22 protein-coding genes are annotated in these 25093 nt (G+C 66.4%); 10 read left to right on the forward strand and 12 right to left on the reverse strand.

Going from position 1 to position 25093, the window contains the following annotated elements; genetic code table 11:
- Positions 1-159 precede the first annotated feature (159 nt).
- Both EDF56_RS26195 and EDF56_RS00070 read left to right on the forward strand, forming a co-directional pair.
- Complete coding sequence (locus EDF56_RS26195) at positions 160-477, forward strand: hypothetical protein (protein ID WP_207904590.1); 318 nt, start codon at positions 160-162, stop codon at positions 475-477.
- Positions 478-608: 131 nt separating this feature from the next.
- Positions 609-962: a response regulator gene (locus tag EDF56_RS00070; RefSeq protein WP_132385702.1), complete on the forward strand. Its 354-nt coding sequence runs from the start codon at positions 609-611 to the stop codon at positions 960-962.
- A 230-nt stretch (positions 963-1192) separates the two neighbouring features.
- Here EDF56_RS00070 and EDF56_RS00075 read toward each other — a convergent pair whose 3' ends face one another.
- The gene (locus EDF56_RS00075; protein ID WP_132384718.1) at positions 1193-2227 is read right to left on the reverse strand and encodes a hypothetical protein; all 1035 of its coding nucleotides are present in this window, start codon (positions 2225-2227) and stop codon (positions 1193-1195) included.
- Between the two features lie 353 nt (positions 2228-2580).
- On the opposite strand from EDF56_RS00075, the gene EDF56_RS00080 reads away from it, so the two are divergent.
- Both EDF56_RS00080 and EDF56_RS00085 read left to right on the forward strand, forming a co-directional pair.
- Positions 2581-3630, forward strand: coding sequence for an SDR family NAD(P)-dependent oxidoreductase (locus EDF56_RS00080; protein WP_243652302.1), 1050 nt, complete (start codon positions 2581-2583; stop codon positions 3628-3630).
- Entirely contained in the window at positions 3627-4043 is a 417-nt protein-coding gene (locus tag EDF56_RS00085; RefSeq protein ID WP_165912027.1) for a GtrA family protein, read from the forward strand. The genes EDF56_RS00080 and EDF56_RS00085 overlap by 4 nt, the downstream gene beginning before the upstream one ends.
- Here the strand turns inward: EDF56_RS00085 and EDF56_RS00090 are convergent.
- From EDF56_RS00090 to EDF56_RS00115, 6 genes are all read right to left on the reverse strand, one after another.
- Positions 4015-4995: a glycosyltransferase family 2 protein gene (locus EDF56_RS00090; protein WP_132384721.1), complete on the reverse strand. Its 981-nt coding sequence runs from the start codon at positions 4993-4995 to the stop codon at positions 4015-4017. The genes EDF56_RS00085 and EDF56_RS00090 overlap by 29 nt on opposite strands.
- A 5-nt stretch (positions 4996-5000) precedes the next feature.
- The gene (locus tag EDF56_RS00095; protein ID WP_165912028.1) at positions 5001-5960 is read right to left on the reverse strand and encodes an NAD(P)-dependent oxidoreductase; all 960 of its coding nucleotides are present in this window, start codon (positions 5958-5960) and stop codon (positions 5001-5003) included.
- Between the two features lie 89 nt (positions 5961-6049).
- On the reverse strand, positions 6050-7270 hold the full coding sequence (locus EDF56_RS00100) for a DegT/DnrJ/EryC1/StrS family aminotransferase (protein WP_132384723.1): 1221 nt from the start codon (positions 7268-7270) through the stop codon (positions 6050-6052).
- Positions 7261-8403 carry a CDP-glucose 4,6-dehydratase gene (gene rfbG, locus EDF56_RS00105; RefSeq protein ID WP_132384724.1) on the reverse strand — a complete coding sequence of 381 codons (1143 nt, stop codon included), beginning with the start codon at positions 8401-8403 and terminating at the stop codon, positions 7261-7263. Before rfbG ends, EDF56_RS00100 begins: the two co-directional genes overlap by 10 nt.
- Positions 8396-9232, reverse strand: a complete 837-nt coding sequence (gene rfbF, locus EDF56_RS00110) for a glucose-1-phosphate cytidylyltransferase (RefSeq protein ID WP_132384725.1) — start codon at positions 9230-9232, stop codon at positions 8396-8398. The genes rfbG and rfbF overlap by 8 nt, the downstream gene beginning before the upstream one ends.
- A gap of 153 nt (positions 9233-9385) precedes the next feature.
- Positions 9386-10981, reverse strand: coding sequence for a hypothetical protein (locus EDF56_RS00115; RefSeq protein ID WP_132384726.1), 1596 nt, complete (start codon positions 10979-10981; stop codon positions 9386-9388).
- 226 nt (positions 10982-11207) lie between these two features.
- On the opposite strand from EDF56_RS00115, the gene EDF56_RS00120 reads away from it, so the two are divergent.
- The 3 genes from EDF56_RS00120 to EDF56_RS00130 are packed head-to-tail and all read left to right on the forward strand — an operon-like array spanning position 11208 to position 14027.
- Positions 11208-12359, forward strand: coding sequence for a glycosyltransferase family 4 protein (locus EDF56_RS00120; RefSeq protein ID WP_279389691.1), 1152 nt, complete (start codon positions 11208-11210; stop codon positions 12357-12359).
- Positions 12356-13327 carry an ATP-grasp domain-containing protein gene (locus tag EDF56_RS00125; RefSeq protein ID WP_132384728.1) on the forward strand — a complete coding sequence of 324 codons (972 nt, stop codon included), beginning with the start codon at positions 12356-12358 and terminating at the stop codon, positions 13325-13327. The genes EDF56_RS00120 and EDF56_RS00125 overlap by 4 nt, the downstream gene beginning before the upstream one ends.
- The gene (locus EDF56_RS00130) at positions 13320-14027 is read left to right on the forward strand and encodes an HAD hydrolase-like protein (protein ID WP_132384729.1); all 708 of its coding nucleotides are present in this window, start codon (positions 13320-13322) and stop codon (positions 14025-14027) included. The genes EDF56_RS00125 and EDF56_RS00130 overlap by 8 nt, the downstream gene beginning before the upstream one ends.
- Here the strand turns inward: EDF56_RS00130 and EDF56_RS00135 are convergent.
- From EDF56_RS00135 to EDF56_RS00155, 5 genes are all read right to left on the reverse strand, one after another.
- Entirely contained in the window at positions 14013-14579 is a 567-nt protein-coding gene (locus EDF56_RS00135; protein ID WP_243652303.1) for a sugar transferase, read from the reverse strand. The genes EDF56_RS00130 and EDF56_RS00135 overlap by 15 nt on opposite strands.
- Positions 14580-14615: 36 nt before the next feature.
- Positions 14616-16790, reverse strand: a complete 2175-nt coding sequence (locus EDF56_RS00140; protein ID WP_165912030.1) for a polysaccharide biosynthesis tyrosine autokinase — start codon at positions 16788-16790, stop codon at positions 14616-14618.
- Between the two features lie 262 nt (positions 16791-17052).
- Entirely contained in the window at positions 17053-18249 is a 1197-nt protein-coding gene (locus EDF56_RS00145; protein WP_132384732.1) for a glycosyltransferase family 4 protein, read from the reverse strand.
- The gene (locus tag EDF56_RS00150; protein WP_132384733.1) at positions 18246-19721 is read right to left on the reverse strand and encodes a lipopolysaccharide biosynthesis protein; all 1476 of its coding nucleotides are present in this window, start codon (positions 19719-19721) and stop codon (positions 18246-18248) included. Before EDF56_RS00150 ends, EDF56_RS00145 begins: the two co-directional genes overlap by 4 nt.
- Positions 19718-21046 (reverse strand): hypothetical protein, encoded by a 1329-nt coding sequence (locus EDF56_RS00155; RefSeq protein ID WP_132384734.1) that lies wholly within the window; start codon positions 21044-21046, stop codon positions 19718-19720. The genes EDF56_RS00150 and EDF56_RS00155 overlap by 4 nt, the downstream gene beginning before the upstream one ends.
- A 337-nt stretch (positions 21047-21383) precedes the next feature.
- Here EDF56_RS00155 and EDF56_RS00160 point away from each other — a divergent pair, with 337 nt between their 5' ends.
- From EDF56_RS00160 to EDF56_RS00170, 3 genes are read left to right on the forward strand one after another with little or no spacing between them, the layout of a single operon-like run.
- Positions 21384-22481, forward strand: coding sequence for a sulfotransferase (locus tag EDF56_RS00160; protein ID WP_165912031.1), 1098 nt, complete (start codon positions 21384-21386; stop codon positions 22479-22481).
- Positions 22478-23860, forward strand: a complete 1383-nt coding sequence (locus EDF56_RS00165; RefSeq protein WP_243652304.1) for a pectate lyase — start codon at positions 22478-22480, stop codon at positions 23858-23860. Before EDF56_RS00160 ends, EDF56_RS00165 begins: the two co-directional genes overlap by 4 nt.
- Positions 23857-25050: a glycosyltransferase family 4 protein gene (locus tag EDF56_RS00170; protein WP_243652305.1), complete on the forward strand. Its 1194-nt coding sequence runs from the start codon at positions 23857-23859 to the stop codon at positions 25048-25050. The genes EDF56_RS00165 and EDF56_RS00170 overlap by 4 nt, the downstream gene beginning before the upstream one ends.
- Positions 25051-25093: the final 43 nt, after the last annotated feature.

The raw sequence follows: 25093 nt of genomic DNA on the forward strand, positions 1-25093 counted from the left end.
CGAATAAATTAACCAAGAGTATAGGCCCGTCGATCTCGTGCCCCGCGGAAACCGGGATCGGCACCCTCACGCGGCCGGTCGTGCGCGGAAGATTGGTAAAATTTCCTTTTCAGCAAGGATTTCCCCCTAGCCTGTCGGCCAAGCGAGGGAGACCGTGCTTTGATCGAGATCGAAGTCCAGAACGAGACACGTCAGACGCAGGAGACCGTCCGGTTTGCCGCCGTGCCCCGCATCGGCGAGGGCGTGCGGCTTCAGGATCCCGACGGATTCTGGGTGTCCTACGACGTTGTCGACCTGTGGTACCAGAAGGCCGAATTCGGCGAGATCTGGATGCCCTATATCCATGTGCGGATGACGCCTTCGGAGATTTCCGCCGAATCGCTGCCCCGGCCTCAGCCGGTGGCGGAGGACAAGGAGGAAGTCATCGAGACCGCCAAGAAGGTCGCCCGGATCCTCCAGGCCAACGAGAACGCGTGAGCAAGGGAGTAAGTGTCATTCTTGAGGGTCTGATCAAGCGCACCCCGGCGCCCGCCCGCCGCGAGGACGAAACACCTGCCCCGCAGGCCGCCGCCGCTGCTGTGCCCGAGGCGCCGAGTGGTCGTCGCGGCCTGATCGTCGACGATTCGCGGGTGATCCGCAAGGTTTCGCGCCGAATCCTTGAGGCACTCGGCTACACCGTCACCGAGGCCGAGAACGGCGAGGAAGCGCTGAGCAAGTGCATGGCGGCGATGCCGGACCTGATCCTGCTCGACTGGAACATGCCGCTGATGGGCGGGCTGGAATTCGTCACCGCGCTGCGCGGCATGCAGGGCGCCCACCGGCCGAAGGTGGTGTTCTGCACCACGAACTCGGAAAACGGCGATATCCGCAAGGGGATCGAGGCGGGTGCCGACGAATACGTCATCAAGCCGTTCGATCACCATACGCTGCACATGAAGCTGCAAGGCATCGGCGCGGCCTGAAGATTTGGGTCTTGGCTGCCCGTCGACTGGGCAGCGCGCACGGCAGGCTTAACGGCAGACTTGTCGCCGAACTAACTGAGACCGCCACCCCAAATCCGTCACCGCGAAGGCGGGGATCCCGCTTGTTCTTTTTTCAGCACGCAGAGAACTCAAGAAAAGCGGGGCCCCCGCCTTCGCGGGGGCGACGAGGTGTTGTGGTGGACTCGTGGGGTTCAGTCAGCGTCCGCAGGTTAGCCCGTCGCTTGCAAGGCCGTGCCGGTTCGCACCGTCACCTCGTTGCCGTTCGGTGCGGTCGTCCTCGGCTGAGGCGCCGATGACGGAACCGACAAGCGATAGCCGTAACGCGAAAGATCATGCGCGGTCATGCGCTGAAGCTGGAGGTTGCTCTCCGCATAGCGGTCGCCGGTGACATCCTCGATCTGGCGCTTGAGGCGACGACGCAGGGGAGCATCGATCAGCCGCGTGGGCTCGAACAGCGGGCGCATCCGGCGATACCAGCGGTCGAACGGATTGAATGCGATCGGCGCATGCGGGGAGAGCTGGTTGCGGTAGATCAGCCCGTTGAGATGGCGCCGCAGCAGCTGCATCATCAGCGGCATGCTGGCATTGGCCATGTCGCCGAAGATGTCAGCCTCGATCCGGGCGGTCGACTGGCCGCAGAAGCGCGCGATCTCCACCGCGATGCGCCAGGATTCGCCGCGCAGCGCCTCGTAAGGGATGACGAGCACGTTCTCCGAACCGAACAGCGTCCGGTAATATTCGATCAGCGGGACATAAGCGAAGCTGCGCAAGTCGAATTCCGGCTTGCGGAACAGCTTGGGCTGGATCGGCCGCGTCAGCCGCCGGAACGACAGCGATCCGCCGTCGGTAATGTACTGAAGATAGTAGGAATAGAGCATCGAACGCTGTTCACGCACGAAGACCAGGATGCGGGCATCGGGCAGGCAGGTCTTGACGCGGTCCGCGATCATCCGCGCGTCGAACCCGCCCGATCCGGGATAGCCCGAAAGCCGCTCGTGTGAGAGCACCAGCGTGCGGCCGCGTGTGCGCGCTTCGTAGGCAAGGCGGTGATAGGCCTCGATCACCTTGGGCTCCATCTCGTCGAAGGCGCCGTAGCGGATGAAGTCGGCCTGAAGACGGACGCGGTCCCGGCCGGGGCGTTCGAAGCCGAGGTCTGAGCGGGCGAAAAGCGTGCGCTGGAGCAGCGTGGAGGCGGTCTTGTGAAAGCCGATATGAACAAGCGGTTGAATCGACTGTTGGGACAACGCGGGGATCTCCATGCCTCGGCGGGAACGGTTGCCTTTTGGGGGGATCTCTGTGCCCGACCGGCCCGGTTAGCTTCCTGAATGCAAGTCGAATGTTCGGTTTTTGCCCGATTCCGGTCAATTGCCATGAATCGCCCGCTGGCACCCCTTAAGTCTAGGCTGAGCCGCGACGCACGACCGTCGCGGCCCCGGTTGTTGGCGGGGTACGCCCAATGGGCCGGCGCTCCGACCCCAATGACACGTCCGGGATCGCCATAGGGGTGATTGCCCGGGGCGGGTTCCCCCAGCACCCTTCGTCACCCAGCACCCTTTGCGGAGGGCCTGCGCGCCGAACGGCGGAAGGGAGCCAGTCTGTGAACGAACATGAAAAGGTGCGAGGTGGCGGCCGCGATCCGGTGCTCGTGACCGGGGCCGCCGGCTTCATCGGCCATGCCACGGCGCATCGCCTGCTGGCCCGGGGCGAGCGGGTGATCGGGATCGACGTGGTCAACGCTTACTACGATCCCGCGCTGAAGGAAGCGCGCCTCGCGACGTTCGAGGGCCATCCCGATTTCACCTTCCACCGCATGGACATCGCCGATGCCGAGGGATTGGCAGCGCTGGTTCGGCACGAGGGCGTGCGCCGGGTCGTGCATCTCGCGGCGCAGGCGGGGGTGCGCTACAGCATCGAGCATCCTTTCGCCTATCAGCATTCCAATCTGGCCGGGCATCTCTCGGTGCTGGAGGCGTGCCGCCATGCGCCGGATTTCGAGCACCTGGTCTATGCCTCGTCCAGTTCGGTCTACGGCGACCGGCCACTGGCGGGCAGCGGGTTTACCGAGGACGATCCAACTGTAAGCCCGGTCTCGCTCTATGCCGCCACCAAGCGTTCGTGCGAGTTGATGAGCCATGCCTATGCCGGGCTCTATCACTTCGCGCAGACGGGGCTGCGGTTCTTCACGGTCTATGGGCCATGGGGACGGCCGGACATGGCCTATTTCAGCTTCACCGGGAAGATCCTCTCCGGTCAGCCGATCGAGGTCTATGGCGAGGGCCGGATGGCGCGCGATTTCACCTATATCGACGATATCGTCGATGGCGTGCTCGGTGCGCTCGACAACCCGCCGGGCGGGGGAATGTACGATCCGCTGCACCGCGTGCTCAACATCGGGGACAGTCGCCCGGTCGGCCTGATGGACATGATCGCCACGCTCGAAGCGGCGCTCGGGCGTGAGGCGGTGAAGGTCATGCGCCCGATGCAGCCGGGCGACGTGACCGCCACGTATGCCGACGTCAGCCGCCTGAATGCGCTTACCGGCTATCACCCGCGCGTCATGCTGGAAGAAGGGCTTCAGCGCTTCGCCGACTGGTACCGCGTGTTCTACGGGTGCGAGGCCGAGGCGGCATCCCAGGCGGCCGAGTGAGCCCGGCGGATCGCGCCGTGGCCCTGCGCGGCGAACTGGCCACGCTCGCACGGTTCGTGCTGGTGGGCGCGGCCAATACCGCGATCGGCTATGGCCTCATCCTGTGCTGGCTGTTCGCCGGGCTGGGGGATTACGGCGCCAATGTGCTGGGCTTCGCGATGGGCTTGCCGATTTCCTATCTTATGCACCGCAGCCTGACGTTCCGCGCTCGCCACCGTCCGAGCCGGGCGGAGATCGTGCGCTATGTGCTGGCGTTCCTGACGGCCTATGGCGCCAATCTTGGCGTGATCGCGCTGGGGAGGGCAGCGGGTCTGGGCGGCAGCGCGCTGCTTCAGGCGCTAGCCGTCTGCACTTATGCCGCGCTGCTCTTCGTGCTGACCCGCCTTATCGTGTTTCCCGCGCGACGAGCGTGACCACGTCGGGAAAGTTGAGCCGGGTCTCGACGATCGGGCTGGATGCGTTCTTGGCCTGAAGGAACAGGCGCCCGACATATTCGCCCAGGATCCCCATGAAGATCGAATTGATGGAGATCGACATCAGCAACAGGATCGTCGTCGTCGCGAAGCCGGCGGGCCAATGCTGTCCCAGCACGATCCGGCCGATCAGGTAGACGAACGTCAGCAGCAGCGACAGCACCCCGATCATGATCCCCGAGATCGAGGCGATCCGCAGCGGCAGCAGCGAGTGGTTGAGCACGCCGTCCACCGCCAGCGAGATCATCGATTTCAGCGGAAACTTGCTCTCGCCCGCCGTTCGGTCCGCGCGGTCGTATTCCAGCCCGATCTGCGAGAAACCCATCGCGCTGATAAGCCCGCGCAAATAGGGCGAGGCATCGTCCACCTTGTGCAGTTCGACCAGGATGCGCCGGTCGCAAAGGCGGAACTCGCCAGCGTTGACCGGCAGGTCGTCGTCGCTGATCCAGGTGATGAAGTGGTAGAACGCGCGCCGGGCCGTCGCCACCACGAAGCTGTCCTGCAGGCTGCGGCGGATGCCGTAGACCACCTGATGGCCCAGCCGCCAGTGCTGGAGCATGTCGGGGATCAGTTCGGGCGGGTCCTGAAGATCGCAATCGAGCTGGATCGAGCAAGCGCCGCTGGCCGCCTTGTAGGCGCAGAGCAGCGAGCGCTGGTAGCCATAGTTGCGTGAGAAGCGGATGACCTTGAGCGCCGGGTCCCTTCGGGCAAGCTCTTCCAGCAGTTCGAAAGTCCGGTCGGTCGAATGGTTGTCGGTGACGATGATCTCGTAGCTGTACTCTGGCAGCTTCTCGAAAACGCGCACCACTGCCTCGTAGCAGCGAACCACGGTCAGCTCTTCGTTGAAGGCCGGTATCAGGATCGAAACAAGGGTTTTGGGCTCTGCGTTCACTGCCGTCACCCCGCCATGCTGCGCATGAGTTGCTCGGCCGCGATGGTCTGGCGCAGCCCTTCCTCAAGCCCGATCCGCCGCTCCCATCCAAAGCGCACGCGTGCCCGTTCGGTGGTGCTGCGCATTTCGACCGGGCTATCGCCGGGAAGCGGGTCCAGCCTGGTGACGAGAGCGGGATCGCAGCCGGTCATGGCGACGATCCGGTCGGCCACTTCGCCCATGGTCGGTGCCTCGCCCGAGGCGACATTGACGAGCGTGCAATCGCCTGAGGCAAGCTCGGCAATCTGGAGCAGGGCGTCGACGACATCGGCAACGTGCAACAGGTCGCGCCGGTCGCCGGGGCGCCGGACAGTGATGGGGCGACCCGTAATCGCGGCGTCGATCAGCGCGGGGACAAGGAATTCGCGCGATTGGCCGGGCCCGTAGCACAGCGCCAGTCTGGCGGTGATAACCGGGAAGGGCACGGTGGGGGCCAGCATCGCAAGATACTGCGCGGTGGCCAGCATCCCGGCGCCATAGGGTGAGAGCGGGTGAGGGCGGCTGGCCTCGCCATAGGGTAGGTCAGCGTCGCCGTATTCGGCGATGGTCCCGGTGCGGACGACGACCGAAGGGGGCGCGGACAGGTCCGCCAGCGCTTCCACAAGGTTGAGCGTGGGTTCGATATAGAAGGCGATGGCCGCGCGCGCGCGCTCGAAGCTCGGTTCGGGGGGCAGGCGGGTTTCGGCGGCAAGGTGGAATACGCGCTCGGGCGCGATCGCCGCAATCTGCGCGCGCGTGGCCTCACGGTCGCGCAAGTCGGAGGTGTGGATCGTGAGGTTTCCGGCGATCGCGGACAGCCGCGCCAGCGACGTCGTCGGGCGGACGAGGACGTGGACTTCGTCCCCTTCCGCAAGAAGGCGCGCGGACAGGTGCGAGCCGATGAAGCCGGCTGCTCCTGTCACCAGCGAGACTGACTTGCGCACCACGATTCCTGTTCCCTTCGGCCCGGCCTTCCGGGCAGTCTGTGCTTTTCCGTCAGGCCGCTGTCCCCGGCAGCGGCATTTGGGGCGAATACTCAGGCATTGGCGGTCTCGAAGCGGGAGGACGTGGGCAGCGATGCCACGAAGGCCTCGAAACTTTCATGCATGTACTGGATGTGGGCGTCGGTCAGGCCGTGGTGGCAGGCGAGCAGGATGCCGCCCTTCATGACCGCATCGGCCACCGGATAGCCTTCGGGCGATACGCGCGCGGGCACGCCCCGCATGGCCGGCTGGCGCAGGATATTGCCGGTGAACACCGGGCGCGTCTGGATATCGCGCTGCTCCAGCCAGATCTGCATGTGCGTGCGGGTGAAAGGCGCATCCTCGCGAATGGTCAGCGGGAAGGCGAGCCAGCCGGTGCGCGAATCCGGCAATTGGCGGGGCAGTACGAACCACTCCTCGTAAGCCTTGAAGAACGCGTACTGGCGCTGGAAGTGACGCTCGCGCGCGGCGATGTTGCCTTGGAGCTTGGTAAGCTGGACCAACCCGAAGGCGGCACCCATCTCCGAAGGCTCGACGTTGAAACCCAGTTCGTCGAACAGGAACTTGGCGTCGTAGTCGATGCCGTCGAGCGCGACGTTGAAGCGCGTGTCGATGCTCTCGGAATCGACATGGAGCGAACTCGTCCGCCCCCACGAACGCAGCAGCAGCGCGCGCCGGGCAAGGTCCTCGTCCGAGACGCAGAGCATGCCGCCGTTGCCCGCCGCATTGATGACGTGTGACCCGTAGAAGCTGGTGGTGGAAATGTGCGAGCGCGTCCCCGTGCTGGTGCCGCGCAAAGTGGCGCCCAATGTATCGGCGCTGTCTTCCACGACCATCAGGCCATGCCGGTCGGCAATGTCGCGAATGCGGTCCCAGTCGGGCAGGTTGCCGATCAGCGAGGGGATCATCATCGCGCGGGTGTTCGGGCCGATCATCGCCTCGATCCTGTCGACGTCGATATTGTAAGTGCCGACGGCGGCATCGACGAACGCGGGGACGAGCCGTGCGCGGACGATGGGCGCCACCGTCGTCGCGAACGTGAGGGCGGGGGTAATGACCTCGCTGCCCTCGGGCAGGTTCAGCAGTTCGATCGCCAGATAGTTCGCGGAGGAGCCGGAATTGACCATGATCCCGTGGTCCTTGGCGAAGAGCGCGGAGACCTGCTCCTCCATGGCGCGCACTTTCGGGCCCATCTGCGTCGATGTTCGCAGGACTTCGAGGACGGCGGCGATCTCGTCCTCGCCGTGGACGGTCTGGCCGTAATTTACGCGCATGCTGCTGTTGCCCCCTCGAACGATTGGGTGTCTGCGGTGGCGTTGAAATAGTGGGCGATCTGCGCCTCGCTGAAGGCGCGCATCGCGGCATGGCCGCGCGTGGCGGTGCGGTACCACTCGGCGGTCAGGGCCACCGCGTCTTCGGTCGAAAGGCGGGGCCGCCAGCCGAGGCGGGCACGCGCCTTGCTGGAATCGAGCGTGAGCATCCCCGCCTCGTGCGGATCGTCCGGCCGCTTGCCGAAGGCGATCTGTGCGACACCGGGGCCCCAGGCGTGCTGGAACCGGCGGGCGAGTGTCTCGACATCAATGAAGCCATCCGCGCTCGGGCCGAAGTTGAACGCCTCGGCATAGTGCAGGGCATCGCTGCCCAGCAGCCTGGCGCCGAGCATGAGGTAGCCGGTCACGGGCTCCAGCACGTGCTGCCAGGGGCGTACGCTGGCCGGATTGCGGATCGTCACCGTCGTGCCCGCCATGGTTGCGCGCACCACGTCGGGCAGCAGCCGGTCGAGCGACATGTCGCCGCCGCCGATCACGTTGCCCGCCCGTGCGGTGGCGATCTGGCAGCCTGCGGGATCGGTGAAATAGGAATGCCGGAACGCGGCGGCGACCAGTTCGGTGCAGCCTTTGGAGGCGCTGTAGGGGTCGGCGCCGCCCAGCGCGTCGGTCTCGCGATAGGGCCATGCCCACTCGCGGTTGTCGTAGCACTTGTCGCTGGTGACGACGACCACGCCGCGCGCAGAGGGCATGCGCCGCACCGCGTCGAGCACTATCGCCGTGCCGGTCACATTGGTGGCGAACGTCTCCACCGGGTCGGCATAGGACGGCCGCACCAGCGCCTGCGCGGCAAGGTGGAACACCAGATCGGGCTCCAGCCCCTTGCAGGCCTCGCCATAGGCGCGTGCGTCGCGAATGTCGGCAATGCGGTGGTCGACCAGCTCCCCGAGGTCGACCGAATGGAAGAAGTCAGGGCCTTGCGGGGGGCGGTGCAAGGCGATCCCGGCAACCTCGGCACCCAGTTTCCTGAGCAAGAGGCAAAGCCAGCCACCCTTGAATCCGGTATGGCCAGTCACCAGGATCCGCTTGCCGCGGTAAACCGCTGCAAGCGCCTGATCCAGAGTGCCCTCGTCAGGCATGTTGCAGTTTGGTCGGACCGTCGGTGGAAAGCACCGGCTGCCCGTTCTCGAAATCCATCCACGGCGGCAGCGCCTGCGTGCCCAGCTTGTCCAGTGTGTCGCGGTCACGCACGGTGTCCATCGGGTGCCAGAAGCCCTTGTGCTTGAAAGCCATGAGCTGGCCATCGTGGGCCAGGCGGGTGAGCGGCGCCTGTTCGAGCGGCTCCTCGTCACCCGTGAGGTAGTCGAGCACGCCCGGCTCGAAGACGAAGAAGCCGCCGTTTATCCAGGTTTCGTACTTGATGACCTTCTCGGTGAATTCCACCACCTGGCCACCTTTTCCGGCGCATTCGCCCAGTTCCAGATTGCCGAAACGCGCCGGCGGCTGGACCGCGGTAACGGTGGCCAGCCTGCCATGCGAGCGGTGGTATTCCAGCAGCGCGGTAATATCGATGTTGCCCACCCCGTCCGAGTAGGTGACCATGAATGTCTCGTTATCCAGCCACGAGCGGAGCCGCCTGAGCCGCCCGCCGGTCATCGTCGCCAGGCCGGTGTCCACCACCGAAACGCGCCAGTCGATCTTGGTGGTGGGGCGCAGGGCCATCTCGCCATTGCCGATGCCCACCGTGAAGTCGTTCGACATCAGGTGGAGCGCCTGAAAGAAACTTTTGATCGCCAAGGACTTGTAGCCGCAAGCGACGATGAAGTCGTTGTGTCCCCAGTGGTCGTAGATATCCATGACATGGAGCATGATCGGCCGCCCGGCGACTTCCACCATCGGCTTGGGTATCCGAACGGTCTCTTCGGCCAGGCGTGAGCCCAGACCACCTGCGAGCAGAACGACTTTCATGACACGTTCTCCGGTCACGGAAATTTCTGGAGAAAATTCTCCGCTCGATGGCGCAAGGTTAAGGGCAGAGCGGGTTCCCGGCGAAGTGGGCATCGGGGGTAGGCAGCTATTGCCAGAAGGGGCCCAGCTTTAGCCAGCAGGGGCACCAAAGGGCTATTTATCCGCCATCATGGGAGGCCCGGGACGGCGGAAAAGCCGCAGCTGGCGGTGCTGTCCCTGCCCGGCGAACTCAATGTAGCCATGGGCGCGGGCATAGTCCGCGAAGGCCTGCTCAAGTGGCTCCTCGCCATCGACAAGGATCGCCGGTGGCGGGTCGGCATCGAGGAAGCCGGTGAGCTGCGTGGGCGAGGTGGTGGTGAAGTACGGGCGGTCAGCCGGGGGCAGCAGGTCCGCCACGCGGTAGACGAACTGACCGGCGGCGAATTCGCGGGGGACCGTGAATCCGCCCTCCAGCGCCATCCCCGGGGACAGTGTGGCGGCGCGCTCGCCGCCCGAGAAACCGGCGTCGCGCGCCAGCTTCCGGATGTCGCGGTGGAGCGAGACGGTCTCCCATTGCGCCGGGCGGCCAAGCGCCGCGAAGCCGGGCCCCAGCCGCGAGACCGCGCAGAGCAGCGCGACCAGCGCCAGTGCCGCCAGCACTGCGTCGGCGGCGGTGCGGTCGGCGGGCTGGGTGCGCGCGCGCAGCAGCAACAGCAGGAGCAGCAGGAACGGGATCGGTGGCACGAAATACTGCGGGAACGACGGCGTCGGCACAAAGGCGACGACGAAGCCCATCACCGCCAGCGATGCCGCGAGTACGACCGGCCAGGCGAAGGCCATCCGTACACCCTCGCGAAAGCCGCCGCGCGCCATGGGCAGGGCGATCAGGACCACGATGCCGGTTATCGTCAGCAGCGTGCCGTTGGCGGCCCAGATATCCTCGGCCAGCAGGACTTTCTGCGCGATCCCGATGACTTTGGGCTCTGACGAATGCGCCCAGTAGGCGGCCTGCGCCTGCGTGAAATAGCGCATGGTGTGGGCGAAGAAGGATTGCGGATCGGCGGCCATGACCAGCAGCACCGGAAGCCCGGCGACCAGTCCTCCCACCGCCAGCGGCAGCGTGCCCAGCATCAGCCGCCGCCCCAGCGTTCGCGAGGACGGTGCCAGCAGGGTCGCCAGTGCGAGGAACGGGGCCAGGAATACGTAATTGACCTTGAGCGCGATGGCGGCGGTCGTCAGGATCCCGGCAACAAGGCAGGAGAGCGCCGAGGGCCGCTCCGCATCGAGGCCGGAGATCAGGAAGCCGATCGACAGCAAGGCGAAGGGGATCGGCAGGAAATTGTTGGTCGCCAGCATGCCCGGCGATCCCAGCAGGAGCACATTGGTGATCAGCAGCACGGCGGGCGCGAAGAAGCCCCAGAATCCTGCCTTGGTCAGCCGCGCAAGAAACCACAGCGCGACCAGCGCGAGAACCCAGCCCGCCAGCACCAGTAGCCGTCCGGTCAGCAGGAAGCGCGCGGTGCCGAAAATCCAGTAGATGCTGCCCAGCACCCACGGCAGCAGGGGCAGGTGGTTGTAGCCAAGGTCGCGGTAGATATCGCCGGTTCCCGACAGGGCCGAGACGGTGATGAACAGGTTTTCGTCACGCCCCATCGGATAGGACATCATCCGTCCGGCCAGGCTCACCAGCAGCACGGCCAGCAGCGCCCAGCACATGACCGAAACGACCCCGCCCCGGGGCGCTGCGACTTGCGTTTCGTCCGACGTCATCGCGTCCCCCCGTCATCGTTCGATCCGTTGCAATTCTCGCCGATTGCCCGGCCATGCCGTGAGCGCGATTAGGGCGTAATCACTCTGGATGACGACAGGCTCCCATGCGCATCTGCGGCGCATGATCCCTTCGCCAATAAAGGGTTAGACCGCATGATCGGATCCCGGCGCCGCGGGGCTTGCGGTACTCTGGGCAGATCAGAAGAAAGTACGCAGGCTCTCCTTGGTGCAAAATCTCGAACCGTTGCACGTTGCGATACTGGCTTCCGGGCTGGGGGCCGGAGGCGCGGAACAGGTGATCGCTCAATTGGCGCGGCACTGGTGCGCGGCGGAGCATCGGGTTTCGGTAATCGCCTTCGATCGGCCGGGGGATGCCGTCTACCATGCGCTTCCCGCTGCGACGGGGCTGCACCGGCTAGGCGGGCGGGCCGGGACATGGGGTGTGCTTGGCCGGGTCTTTGCGCTGCGGCGCGTGCTGGCGGCGGAGCGGCCGGCGGTGCTGGTCTCCTTCCTGACCAAGAACAATCTGATCGCGGCGCTGGCAACGTTGGGCACGGGCACGCGGCTGGTCTGTGCCGAGCGCAACAATCCGGAACGGCAGGACGCGCATCCCTTGTGGAACCGCGCGCTGGACCTGCTCTACCGACGTGCTGACGCGATTGTCTGCCAGACCGACGCGGTACGCCGCTGCTTTCCCGCCGCCGTGCGTCGCAAGCTGGTGACTATTCCTAACCCGATCCCCACGCCGGATGTCTTTCCGACCGCCGATGACACGCGCCGTATCTGTGCGGTGGGGCGGCTCACGCATCAGAAGGGGTTCGATGTCCTGCTGGGTGCCTTCGCACTCATCGCACCGCGCTTTCCCGGCTGGAGCCTGACGATCCACGGAGAGGGACCCGACCGCGCCGCTCTGGAGGCGGCCGTGGCCGAACTCGGCCTTTCCGGTCGTGTCGAATTGCCCGGGCTGAGCCCGGTGCCGCGCGGCTGGATCGCGGAGTGCGACGTGTTCGTGTTGTCCTCGCGCTACGAAGGCTTCCCCAACGTGTTGGGCGAGGCAATGGCGGCCGGCTTGCCGGTGATCGCCGCCAATTGCGATTTCGGCCCCGCTGACATGGTCGAGACCGGCAAGACCGGCGTGCTCGTGGCGTCCGAGGATACCGAGGCACTGGCCGACGCGCTCGCCGAGATGATCGAGAACCGCGCCGCGCGTGAGCGGATGGGCCCTGCGGCGGCAGCCGCCATGGCGCGCTTCGCGCCGGAGCGGGTGCTGGCACGCTGGGACCAGTTGCTTGCCCGGGTCCTTGCAACCGGTCGCAGGCCCGCCTCCGCACCACCAGCCGTGCGCAGTCCAACACGCGAGGCGGGGGCACCGCGATGACACGGAGCACGGTGCGCATCCTGTTCACGTCGGCAGGGCGACGGGTCGAACTCACGCGCTGTTTTCGCCGTGCGGCCGAGGCTCTGGGGCTGCGGGCGGAGATCCACGCCTGCGACTTCTACCCCGACCTTAGCGCCGCGTGCCTTGATGCGGACCGTGCGTTTGCGGTGCCGCGCTGCACCGATCCCGCCTATGTCGAGCATCTGCTGGATCATTGCCGGCGCGAACGCATCGACCTGCTGGTGCCGACCATCGACACCGAACTGGAAGCGCTGGCCCTGACCCGCGATAGTTTCGCCGCAGCGGGGACGCGGGTCCACATCAGCGATCCCGAGACGGTGGCCATCGTGCGCGACAAGGCGCGGACCATCGCGGTGCTGGGCGAAGCGGGCGTGCCGGTGCCGCGCTCGGCCCCGGCGGAACACGTGCGCGTCGCGCCGGGCGAGTGGCGTTGGCCGGCTTTCGTCAAGCCCGTGGGCGGCAGTGCCAGTCGCGGTATCGGCGTGCTGGAAGGCCCGGAGGATATCGCGCTCGCCTATGCCGAACCGATGCTGGTGCAGGAACTGCTGCGCGGGCCCGAATATACCGTAAACATGTACATCGACGCGGCCGGGCGCATGCTCTCGGCGATCCCGCATCGGCGGCTCACAGTTCGCGCGGGCGAGGTCGAGAAAGGCCGCACCACCCGCGATCCGCGTTTCGTTGCGATCGCGGCCGGGATTGCGGCCGCGTTGCCCGGCGCGCGCGGCGTGCTATGCTTCCAGTTGATCGACGATCCCGATCGCGGCCCCTGTGTGTTCGAGATCAACGCGCGGTTCGGTGGCGGCTATCCGCTCGCCGACCATGCGGGCGGGCGCTATGCCGAAAGCTTGCTGGCCGGTTTTGCCGGGCTGCCCGAATGCGCCACCCAGGACTGGCGCGAGGACGTGACCATGCTGCGCTACGACGCGGCGGTATTCCATGGCTGAGGTCGTCCTGCGGGGAGGCTGGGTGGTCGTCCTCGATCTGGACGACACGCTCTATCTGGAGCGGGACTTCGCATTGAGCGGCTTCGGCGTGGTCGGGCGCAGGCTGGAGGCCATGCACGGGATCACCGGCTTTGCGGAGGAATGCGCGCGGCTGCTCGAAGCGGGCGTGCGCGGTTCGATTTTCGACCGGGCGCTGGCTGCACTGGGCGCGGCGGATGCGGGAATAGCGGTGGCGGGTCTGGTCGAGGTCTATCGCGGACATCGGCCCCGGATCACACTGGCGCCCGATGCGGCGCGCCTGCTCGATCGGATCGACGGTCCTGCCTCGGCGCTCATCACCGATGGCCCGGCGCGGATGCAGGCTGCCAAAGTGGGTGCGCTGGGGCTGGGCGGACGGCTGGGCAGGCTGGTGCTGACCGGAATGCTGCCGCCGGGTTGCAGCAAGCCGCATGCCATGCCCTATCAACTCGTCGAGCGATGGTCCGGCCAGTCGCCTTCCGAGCATGTCTATATTGCCGACAACAGCGCCAAGGATTTCATCGCGCCGCGCGCGCGGGGATGGCAGACCGTACAGATCCTGCGCGAAGGGCGGATCCACCATGGCGAGCCGCCGACTTCCGCCCATGCCGCCGATGTCGTGATCGATACGCTGGATGCGCTGATTTTCGAGCGTTCCGGCGTGCGCTCAGTCCGCGCCTGAGGCTAGCGCGACGGCAGGTTTCCGTCGCTCACCGCCCGCCATGACCCACAGCGTCAGCACAAGGATGCGCAAGTCCAGCAGCGGCGAGGCATTGTCCACGTACCACAAGTCCAGCGTGATCTTCTCGTCGAGCGAGAGCAGCGTATTGCCGTTGACTTGCGACCAGCCGGTCAGGCCGGGACGGACCCTGCCGCGTGCCTCTCCGCGCGGGCCGAGCCCGGCGATGGTCTCCGGCAGCAGCGGGCGTGGGCCGACGAAGGCCATGTCGCCCCGCGCCACGTTCCACAGGCCGGGCAGTTCGTCGAGCCGGCTGCGGCGCAGGAATCGCCCGAAGGCCGTCACGCGCACTTTGTCAGGCAGCGGGCGGCCGTCGGGGCCGTTCGCCTCGCGCATGGAGCGCAGCTTGAACATGGTGAAGGATTGCCCGCCCAGCCCGGCGCGCGCTTGCCGGAAAAGCACGGGCGAGCCCATCGAAAGGCGTACGCCCAGCGCCAGTCCGGCAATCAGCGGCAGGGCAGGGATCAGCAGCGCGGCGCCGAGCGCCCGGGTCATGAGACGTCGCATGGATCGTACTCTTCCCCGATGCGCTCAGACTTCGGACGGGCGCCAGGAATGGCCGCGGAAGAAGCGACGGATCCGAGCAGCCCAGGCCTCGCGGCCCGCGACTGACGAGGTGTAGTAGCTGGCCGAGTCCGCATAGAACTGCACGGAGTCGCCGTAGCGGCGGCGGGCATGTTCGGCGTAATCGACCTGATCGAAGATCACCCCGCCCACGCTGTCATCCAGCGATTCCAGCGCGGCGCGCATCTGGTCTCCGGTGGTGTGTCCCCAGCGGGCCACCATCACCGTCTGGTCCGCGAAGTTGCACATGGCGCGAGCATCGCGCACCGCCAGGGTTGCCGGGGCATTGATGATGACAAGGTCGAAACGCTCGCGAAGCTGGCCGAGCAGGATGCGCAGCCGGTTGGAGGACAGCAGCACGGCCGGTTCGGCCACGGGTTCCTTGGCGCTGAGCAGGACGATCTGCCGGGCGATCGCGTCGCTCGAAAGCGGCTCGTCCTGGTCATAGGGGTTGCCCTGATGCGGGATCGCCAGACTGTCCAGCTCGGCACGGCCGCAGACAATGTCGACAAGGTCGGGGGCGCTCGATTCGTTCTGGAGCTGTTGCAGCGCCCCGCGCTTGCGCAAGTCGAGGTCCAGCACCACGGTCCGCTCGCCCAGCGCAATACCGGCCGCCGCGAGAGTGAGCGAGACGGTGGACTTGCCGTCTCCGGGGAGCGGAGACGTGACCAGCACCACTTGCACGCCAGCCCGTCTCTGCAACCCGCGTACCTCGCTGTAGGTAGAGCGGGCGACTTCGGCGAAGAGCGACTGCGGCTCCTTGATGACCGGGCTGTCCTTCGGATCGAAGGAGGTGTCGCGGGTCAGCAGCGGCAGCATGCCCAGGGTCGGCAGGCCGAACTGGCGGCGGATCTGCGCCATGGTCCGCAGGCGATCGTCCAGGAAGTCACGCAAGTAGGCGATCATCAGGGCAAGGAGCGAGGAGCCGACGAAGGCGGTCAGCGCCAGCTTGAACGGCGTCGGTGCCACCGGGTTGTAGTCGGGCACTGCCGGCGAGACGACCGAGGAGGACACGCCTTCCATCTGCATCTGCGCGCGCACCTGTTCGATGCGGGCGGAGATCGACTTGTAGGCCTGATCGTCAAGATCGGCCTGACGCAGCAGCTTGTCGAGTTCGACGCGGTTTTCGGTGTTGTGATAGGCCATCGAGCTGAGCCCGGCGACAATACCCTCCAGACGCGAGGCTTGCGCGGCGTCACCATCGGCTTCGCTGCGCGCGATCTGCGCCATCTGGTCGCCCTTGGCAGCAACGTCGGCCTGCGCGGCAGCCTGCACGGCTGCGCGTTCGTCAGCTATGCTCTTGTCGACTGCGGCCAGTTCCGAATGCACGCGCTTCACGTCGGGGTGATTGGGGCCGAGGCTGGTGCTCAGCTTCGATGCCTCGCCGACCAGTTCGCCGCGATGGCGTTCAAGCTGGTCGAGCGCGGCCGATGTCACCATTGCCGTGCTCTGCATGGTGGAGGCGCGGGCGATACCGGCGCTGCGTGCGGCGGCGCCATCGCGGGCGGCGGTGGCGGCTGCGCTCTGCACGGCGATTCGGTTGATCTGGGCCAGATCCTCGTCCGTCCCGGCACCGGCAAGCATGTGGTTACGCTCGCGGAAGTCAGCGACGAGCTGCGCCGATGCCACGGCGGTACGGCCGCGTGCCTGCTGTTCCTGTTCGAGCGAGGCCAGCAGTTCGGAGCGGCGCTCATTGGTCATGGCCCCGCGCAGGGCGCGTACGGCCGGGGGTATTTCGTTGGCGATGTCTGCCGCCAGTTCGGGCGAGCGCGCGACGACGGAGATCTCGATGAGGTCGGAACCGGCCTCGGAATCGATCGTGATCATGGACAGCAGCTTGTTCACGGCGGCCTGAAGCAGCGGCTTGCCGGTCAGGGTAGGATTGCCCATTTCATTCAGGAAATCGGGATTGTGCAGCAGGTTCAGGTCCTTGATGACCTGCTCGGCCGCCGATCCTGACCGGTGCAGACGCACCGCGTTGGCAACGCGTTCGGCATTGCGCGAATTCACGTCGGCCTGGTTGGTGCCCACCTGATCGATCAGTTCCACCTGAACATTGGTGGTGGACTTGTAGAGCGTGGGCGAAAGCAATTGCTGGATCAGCACCGCCGTTGTGGTGATGCCCACGATTAGCAGAATCATCGTGCGATAGCGCATGAAGATGCGCATGAGATCGCGCAGAGAGACTTGCCCTTCCGCCGGGGGGGTATGGTCGTTCCTCGACCGTCCATATGGCAGGGGACGCCGGACAGGGGCGTTGCGTGGGACATCGGGAACGAGTGCGGAAGTCATCTTGGCCCTCCGAAAGGGAAACGCGCAGGGATCACCCTGTTCGCGGATTACGGCGATTATGGCCCCGGCCGGCGGTGAAGCAAAAAGCGCATCGGACGGGGAAGCGGGGCAATCAGGCTAATACCTTTGGTGCGCCAACGGCCCGATTCTGCGGCAGCAGCGCCGCGTAAAGGCTGAGATGGCGACTTGTGGCGGCCTCGATCGTGTAGTCGCGGCTGGTGGCCAGCGCCCCTTGCGAGAGGCGGTTATGGAGGCCCGGGGTCTCCAGCAGGCGCAGCAGCGCGGCGGCCAGTTGGTGGGGCCGTTCGGGCGCGAGAAGGCCGTTGCCATAGGGTTCAACAAGGTCGCGATTGCCCGCCACGTCCGTTGCGATCACCGGCATTGCCGAGGCAAAAGCCTCCAGAATCGCGACCGACATGCCTTCATATCGCGAGGTATTCAGGAAGACGTCGCTTTCCGTCATGAGCCGGGGCACGTCGTCCCGCTCGCCCAGAAAATCGATCATCGTGTCCAGCCCGAGGCTGCGCACGAGCGCGCGCATCTCTTCCAGCTCGCCGCCGCCCCCGGCGATGCGAAACCGGGGTGGCGGGGCGTCCGGCATGCGGCGGCGCAGCTGTTCGCGCAGGGTGCGCGCGGTCTCGACAAGAAGGGGGTAGTTCTTCTGGCCCGAAATAGCCCCCACGCTCAGCACGCGGAGCGGGCTTGCCATCTCCGCGCGCGGGGCGGCGGCCGCGAAAGTGGCGGCGGGGGCATTGGCGATCAGCGTGAACGGGCGCCGGGAATGGCGGCGGTAGATATCGGCAACTTCGTGGCTGATCGCGACGTAGTGCGAGACGATTCGGTCGAACAGGCGGAACATCTGCGGCGAAAAAGACAGGCGACTGTTGTGGTGGGTCAGGACCACCGGGCCGCCGAAACCGGCCAGCGCGATCATCGGCAGAGCCCTTGCGGTATGGGCGTGGATCACGTCGGGCCGCTGGGCGCGCAACAGTCGCCGCAGCGCGCGGGCGCCGGCAAACATGCCCCGGCGGTGATCCAGCCCGAGCGACACGAAACCGCCTCTTTCCGCGATCTCGCGGGCCAGCCGGGCCTCGGTCCGCGCCGAATTGCCCAGCGTCGGGGCGTGGCACAGGGCCACCACCGTCGATGAGGCGCCTTGCAGCGCAAAGTTGGCGTGCAGGTTCGACACCAGCATTTCGGCGCCGCCCGAAGTAAGGCTGTTCAGGATCGACCAGATTTTCACGCGGGGGGCAGAGTCCGGGATTACGCGGGCCATGGTTTCGTCCGGCAGGCGGGCCAGCGAGGTCATGTCCGTTCTTCCGTGGAGGCTTGTGCGGGGGCTTGTGCGGGGGCCTGCGCATGCGCGTCGCCATCGTCCGGCCTGGCCGTTTCGGCGGCCGCAGCGTCGCTCTTGCGATGACGGGAAAGCCCGCGCCACAGGCCGATATCGAGGAACAGCGCGGTCGAAAACCCGAAGGCCACATGGGCATAGTTGGCGGCGATGGCGCCCCAGCGCGGCATCAGCACCAGCGCGACCGTGAAGAACAGCACGGTAGAACCCACCGCCACCACCAGCACGTAAGTTGGCCGGTTCATCGCCAGCAGGCCGGACCGCGAGGGCGCGGCGTGGAGCGTCAGTGCCACTGCGAAAAGCTGGGTGAACAGCATCGGATAGACGTCGGTGAAATCGTCGCCGAAGAAGAGCAGCAGCGCCGGATGGCCGATCGCCATGCAGATCAGGATGAAGGCGATCGCGAAGACCAGCAATGCCGATTGCAGGATCCGGACCAGCCGTTCCAGCGCCTTGCGGTCCAGCTTCGCCCAGAGCCGCGCCAGATCGGGGTAGATCACGGTCTGGATCATGTCCCCGGCGGTCTGCGCGAATTTCGCGATCCGGCGGGAGAGGTAGTAGAGGCCCGCCGCCCCGGCTCCGGCGAAGTAGCCGACCATCAGCGTATCGACCTCATGCGTCAGTGTGCGCAGCGTGGAAGACACGTTGGTGGAGAGCGCGAAGCGCAGGAAACCGGGAAAATCATCGCTGAGGCCGCGCCAACTGACGCCGAGCGGGCTGGGGATCCCGGATTTGCGCAGCGCCTGGAAGCCCAGCGCATTGAACAGCAGCGAGTCGAGGATCTGCGCCGCCGTCCAGAGCGCGACGAAGGCCACAAGGCCCGCGTGGGCGTGGAGCAGAACGACCGAAAAACCGAGCCGGAACAGGCTTGAGGCCAGCTGGACATAGGCCAAAGTGCGGAATCGCCCGCCCAGCCGCAGCGCCGCGCTCGCCATGCCGCGCGGATTGCAGATGATCGCCAGCGCATAGATCGCCACCAGCCCGACGTGATCCTTGCCCAGCCCGAAGGCTTTTCCCGCCACTTGTGCCAGCCCGATGGCCAGCAGCCCGGCGATCAGCGCGCTCGCAAGATCGAGCTTGAGGCCATAGGCATAGAGCCGCGCCAGCCGGTCTACCGATCCGTTCGCCTCCTCGGCGGCGACGAAGCGGACGAGCGGTTGCCACGATTCGAACCGCACCAGCCGCTCGCAGACGCGGCCGATGGAGAGAACCACGACCATCACGCCGAAGTCGTTCTTGCCCAGCCCGTGGGTCGCCAGCGACAGCGCCGCGACCATCAACATGCCCGATCCGAAATTGCCGGAAAGCAAGTGAGCCATGCTGACGATGCGCGGCCGGATCAGCGTGGAGGCGCACCAGGATTGCCACAGCCGTCCCGCGATGGGCAGCTTCAGCGTGACCTCTCCCGCGTCGTTGCCACGGTCGGTCATGCTCGCGTCAGCGCCCCGTCGAAAAAGCGCTGCCGTTCAAGCCACTCCGAGCGATGCGCCAGCGCAAAGGCGAGGAATATCAGCATCGGTTCGAACCAGACGCGCGTGTACATGTGCGGCAGGGCCGTGGTGTAGATGAGCAGGATGCCGACCTGGGCCAGGGCAGCCCCCCCGTCCAGCGGGTCCTCCCGCAGTATCATGATCGCGGTCATCACCAGCGCCCCCAGCAGCAGCCAGAGGCCGAGCAGGGCGACGATGCCGCCTTCGTTGAGGACCAGCAGGTGCAACTGGTGCACCGGGGCGGCAAAAGCGCTCGCCTTGCGGTAGCGGTCGGTGCCGAGGCCGATAATCAGGTTGTCGTCGGCAAGGCCCCAAGCCTCCTTGATAAGCGCGGCGCGGCCGACGAAAGTGCCGGCCTTGTCCGCATCGCCGGTTTCCAGTGCCGTGCCCACGCGCTTCTCGAAGATCGCCGGAACCGGGCCGCCAAGGCTGGCATAGGCCGCGACGAGCAGGACGAGCGGCATTCCGAAGCGGATCAGGTTGGAAAGCCGCGAAAGCGCCAGGAAGCACATCAGGCCCAGCGCGGCGGCGGTAAAGGCGGTGAAGCTGGCGCTGGCCAGCAGCCCCCAACCGATCGGGCCCAGCATGAGCAGCGCCCAGCCCCAGTGCAGGCGCCGTGCGATGACGGCATGGACCATCATCACCAGCGCGAACGCGCATTGCGCGCCGTTGGGGTTGGGCTCGCCCGACATCGCGCCAAGGCGCCCGTTGCCGGTGACGTAGCCGTTGCCCATCACGGTATCGAGGCTGGTGCGGTCGTAATGGAACAGCGTGTAGAAGCCGACGATCTGAGAGATCGCCACGCCAATGATGAAGGCGATGATGCAGCGGTGCAGCACGCGGCTGTCGAAACTGGCGAAGGTCATCGGCACGATCACCAACGCAAAGATGTACTGGCTGCCCACGATCGGCCAGCGGACGAATTCGCCATGGTAGAGCGAGCTGAACAGCAGCGCGCCCAGCATGGTGGTCAATCCGAGCACCCACATCGATGTATAGGGCCCGAGCATCAGCACGCGCAGCCGTCCCTTGAGCACCAGCGCAACCGTGCAGGCGCCCAGCAGCACGTCCGAAAGCGTGATGTTGGCCACCGGCGGGCGCAGCACGCGCCAGGGCAGCACCAATGCGGACAGGATGATGCCCAGTGTCAGGATGTCGGGGATCCAGCGGCGCATGGCGAATCGCGAATGCGGTCGCGCGCCCGGCGGGGCCAGCGCCGCGCCGCCGGGCCGGGAGGGAAGCTGGTTCGGGACCGAGATAGCCATGCCGCGATGATGGTCGGCGGGCGCGGACGAGGCAAAGACAAGTATGGCCAGATGCCTGCGCAAAGTTGGTACCCCAACAGGACATCCGGCATGACCGGCAACCCGAATTGGTGACTTGCCGGTATATGTTACGAGAACTTAGTCTGCATCCCGGGCAGCGCGCGATGCGATGCGGAACACGGCCGGTGCGAGACGGGGCAATCGATCCCTGAAGCGTGCCACCGGACCGGATTGCCGCCGGACTTTGCCCCTGCGCCTTTCTACCCCTGATTTTTCGCAGTTTGAGTTCGCCCGCTGTTTGAACTTCGCCCTGTGTCGTCACTGTCGAGAGGCCGGCTTGTCAGAGCACCCGTCCGACCAGACCAAGCTAAGGGTCATCTACGTAGCCGGCTACGGGCGTAGCGGGTCGACTCTTCTCGACATCGCGCTGGGTATGCGCGCGGACGTGTTTGGGGCGGGCGAACTGACCGCGCTCGCTCGCCATGCCTGGAAGAACGGCGAATACTGCGCCTGTGGCGCCACCGTCCGCGACTGCCCGTTCTGGAGCCGCGTGATGGTGCGCGCGGACGGCGACGAGGGATCGGCTGGAGACGGAGAAGAGACGCGGGTAATGCTGGAGGAGCTCGCAAGGGTCCAGAAACGCATGGAATCGCTTGCCGCGCCGCGCCGGCTGCTGGCGCGGTTCATGCCGAAGTCCCGCAATCGCTATCACTCGGCCAACGCGGCGCTGTTCCGCGCGGTGGGCGAGCAGGTGGGCCACGAAGAGGAAAATGGCGAGGGCGCACGCGGCGAGGTCTATATTCTCGATTCGAGCAAGCTGCCCGGCCGGGCGCTCGCACTGGCGTCGATGCCGGGCATCGATCTTCACGTGATCCACCTCGTGCGGGATCCGCGCGCGGTGGCGTGGTCGATGTCGCGGCGGCATGCCAAGAGCATCGAGGCGGGTGTGCAGCGCGAACTGCGGCCCAAACCGGCGGCCTATGTGGCGCTGCGCTGGGTCATGGTGAACCTTGTGTGCGAATGGCTGTGCCGCAGGCTTGGCAAGGGGCGGACGATCCGGGTTCGCTATGAAGACTTCGTGGCCGATCCTGAGGCCGTGCTGGAGGCGATCCGCAGCCGCTGTGCGCCGCAACTGGCTTCTACCGTGCAGGATGGCACCGCGGAGGAAGAACGCGCCGGGTCCGAAACGCTCCATCCGGGGCATCAGGTGGCGGGCAGCCGGCACCGGATGCAGTCCGGGCTGGTGATCCGCGAGGATCACGTCTGGCAGCGCCAGATGCCGGACGCGACTCGCCGGATCGTCACGCGGCTCACCGGGCCGCTGCTGCGGCGATATGGATATGTCTCCGGTACCGGGGCGGGAGAGGAGGGCCGTTCGCCGTCCTCATCGCGCACGGGCCTCGTCGGCAACAAGGGCATGGGAGCAGGCGGATGACGGCAAAGCGCAGGAATGGTGCAGGCCGCAAGGTCTGGCCACTCGCGATCCTCGGCATGGTGCTGGTGGCGGCCTATGCGCTGATACCGACCGATGGCGCCCGGCTGGAGGCGGCCCAACCGCCCACCGTCTCGACGCCGGGCGGCACCAAGTCGTTTCCCGGTGCCATTGGCTGGGGCGCATCGAGCGCCGGCGGGCGGGGCGGCAAGATCATCTACGTGACCACGCTGGCCGATTCCGGTTCAGGATCGTTCCGCGCCTGCGTGATGGCATCGGGCCCGCGGGTCTGCGTGTTCCGCGTGGCGGGCGTGATCCGCTTCACCACCACGCCGCCAGTGATCAGCGAGCCCTATCTTACCATCGCCGGACAAACCGCGCCCGGCAGCGGCATCGTGCTGGCCCATGCCGGAGCCCCGGTGGGCCGCACGCCGCTGGTCATCAAGAACACCCACGACGTGGTGGTACGCAACATCCGCGTGCGCGCCGATCTTCCCGGAGGCAGCCGGGGGTCGGAGGACAGCATCACCATCGAGCATGCGACGAAGGTTCTGGTCGATCACGTCAGCGCTTCATGGGCGCGTGACGAGCTGATCAACGGCTATGCCGACAACGACTATATCACGGTCAGCAACTCGATCTTCGCGTGGGGTATCCCAACGCATGACAAGTGCGCGCTGCTCGCCAGCGACCCGACCGACGCGCAGCACTTCAGCTTCATCGGCAACCTCTGCGCCCACAACGGGGACCGCATGCCGGATGTGAACTTCCCGCACGGCTCGTGCCTCGAAGTGGTCGACAACATCTTCTACAACGCCCAGTCGCGCTTTGCCGAAGTGTGGGAACTGTTCGGCGGCACCCCGGTCTCCTTCGTGGGTAACAGCTTCATCGGCGGGCCGAACACCACCAACCTGACGGTCGGCATCGCCCGCGATACCAGCACCTCGATCGGCACGCCGGCGGTGATCTATGCATGGGACAACCGCTTTGTCGGCGCCTTTCAGGACATGAATGCGGAAGCCGAGCAGGCGCTGGTCAACCAGCCGCCGTGCCCGCTGACGATTAACCCGGCTTCGGCGGTGAACGCCTATACCTCTGTGCTGAAGAAGGCAGGCGCGTTCCCCCGCGATTCCATCGACGATCAGGCCGTCTACGACGTGGAGCACGGGTCCGGCCGGATCGGCCAACCGGCGCCGGTGATGCCCGCGCAAACGGCGGGCACGCCTTATCCCGATGCTGACAAGGACGGCATGGACGATAACTGGGAAGTGACGATCGGCGCCAATCCCCGGGTCCCCGATGCCTGGGGCGATGCAAACCACAACGGCGTCTCCAATTTCGATGAGTTCCTGGCCTACCGCGACAAGGTGCTGGGGCTGTGAAGGCAATCGATGCGGGCCAGACGCGGCAGGAAGATATCGCCCCCCTTGTTGCCGTGCGCCCGCATCGGCCGACCGTGTGCTATCCGCTAGCCGGGGATGCGCTGGGGGGGAGCCATGTTTCGCTGCGGGGGCTACTGGATGGGCTCGATCCCTCGCAAGTCGAAGTGCTGGTCGTGCCCGAAGTGCCTGACGGGCGGCTGGCGGCGTTCTTCTCCGGCATCGCCCAGTGCCCGGACCCGGCGCGTCCGACCAATCCTTTCATACCCGGCCGCAGCATCGGCATCGCCAAAGTGCTTGGCACCCTGACCGGATTGCCGAAGCGGGTGCGCTTCCTGAAGGAGCGCGGGGTCGATATCGTTCACACCAACGACGGACGCAGCCATGCCAGCTGGGCGCTGGCCGCGCGGATCGCGGGGGCCCGGCTGGTCTGGCACCATCGCGGCGATCCCGGCGCGCGCGGGTTGCGCTATGTCGCGCCGGTGCTGGCCGACCGGATCGTGGCGGTTTCAGCCTTCGCGCTGCCGCGCGGGCGGCGCGGCGCAGCGCGGACGGCGCGGGTGATCCACAGCCCGTTCGACGTTTCGATCACGGCGGATCGCGAGGCCATGCGCGCACGGATCCTGTCCGAAACCGGCAGTCCGGCGGATACGGTGATTTGCGGGTACTTTGGCAGCTTCGTCGATCGCAAACGTCCGCTGGGTTTTGTCGAGGCGGTCGAGGCGCTGGGGCGGATCGTCAACCGGCCGGTGCTCGGCGTGATGTTCGGAGAGCCGCGCGAAACGGAGCTGGACCGGCGGCTGGACGAGCGCATCGCCCGGGTCGAGGCGCCCGCGCGGGTGATGCGCATGGGCTATCGTTCGCCGGGGCACGCCTGGCTGGCGGGGTGCGATCAATTGCTGGTCCCGGCGGTGGACGAGCCGCTGGGGCGTACGCTGGTGGAAGCCATGCTGGTCGGCACTCTGGTTGTCGCGACCGATTCAGGCGGGAATCCCGAGGCTCTGCGCCATGGCTGCGGTGTGCTCTGCCCGCCCGACAGTCCGCGCGCCATGGCGCTGGCAGCGGCGGGGCTATTGGCCGATCCGGCATGGGCGGACACGATGCGAAGGGATGCCCGGACCGCCGCGCGGGGTCGTTTCTCGCAGGCCCGTCATGTCGATGCGATCCGCCAGATTTACGAAGAACTGATCTGATCCGAGTTGGGCCCGGCCGATAAAGCAAGCTCCCCAAAAAAAC

The organism is Novosphingobium sp. PhB165, from assembly GCF_004341845.1.
In the GTDB taxonomy this organism is placed as follows: domain Bacteria; phylum Pseudomonadota; class Alphaproteobacteria; order Sphingomonadales; family Sphingomonadaceae; genus Novosphingobium.

Bases quoted from the DNA above. Each gene is read 5' to 3' on its own strand.
- EDF56_RS00100 (WP_132384723.1), bottom strand. From the start codon at position 7,270: ATGCGCGTAAATTACGGCCAGACCGTCCACGGCGAGGACGAGATCGCC.
- rfbG (WP_132384724.1), bottom strand. From the start codon at position 8,403: ATGCCTGACGAGGGCACTCTGGATCAGGCGCTTGCAGCGGTTTACCGC.
- rfbF (WP_132384725.1), bottom strand. From the start codon at position 9,232: ATGAAAGTCGTTCTGCTCGCAGGTGGTCTGGGCTCACGCCTGGCCGAA.
- EDF56_RS00115 (WP_132384726.1), bottom strand. From the start codon at position 10,981: ATGACGTCGGACGAAACGCAAGTCGCAGCGCCCCGGGGCGGGGTCGTT.
- EDF56_RS00125 (WP_132384728.1), top strand. From the start codon at position 12,356: ATGACACGGAGCACGGTGCGCATCCTGTTCACGTCGGCAGGGCGACGG.
- EDF56_RS00130 (WP_132384729.1), top strand. From the start codon at position 13,320: ATGGCTGAGGTCGTCCTGCGGGGAGGCTGGGTGGTCGTCCTCGATCTG.
- EDF56_RS00135 (WP_243652303.1), bottom strand. From the start codon at position 14,579: ATGACCCGGGCGCTCGGCGCCGCGCTGCTGATCCCTGCCCTGCCGCTG.
- EDF56_RS00140 (WP_165912030.1), bottom strand. From the start codon at position 16,790: ATGATTCTGCTAATCGTGGGCATCACCACAACGGCGGTGCTGATCCAG.
- EDF56_RS00145 (WP_132384732.1), bottom strand. From the start codon at position 18,249: ATGACCTCGCTGGCCCGCCTGCCGGACGAAACCATGGCCCGCGTAATC.
- EDF56_RS00150 (WP_132384733.1), bottom strand. From the start codon at position 19,721: ATGACCGACCGTGGCAACGACGCGGGAGAGGTCACGCTGAAGCTGCCC.
- EDF56_RS00155 (WP_132384734.1), bottom strand. From the start codon at position 21,046: ATGGCTATCTCGGTCCCGAACCAGCTTCCCTCCCGGCCCGGCGGCGCG.
- EDF56_RS00165 (WP_243652304.1), top strand. From the start codon at position 22,478: ATGACGGCAAAGCGCAGGAATGGTGCAGGCCGCAAGGTCTGGCCACTC.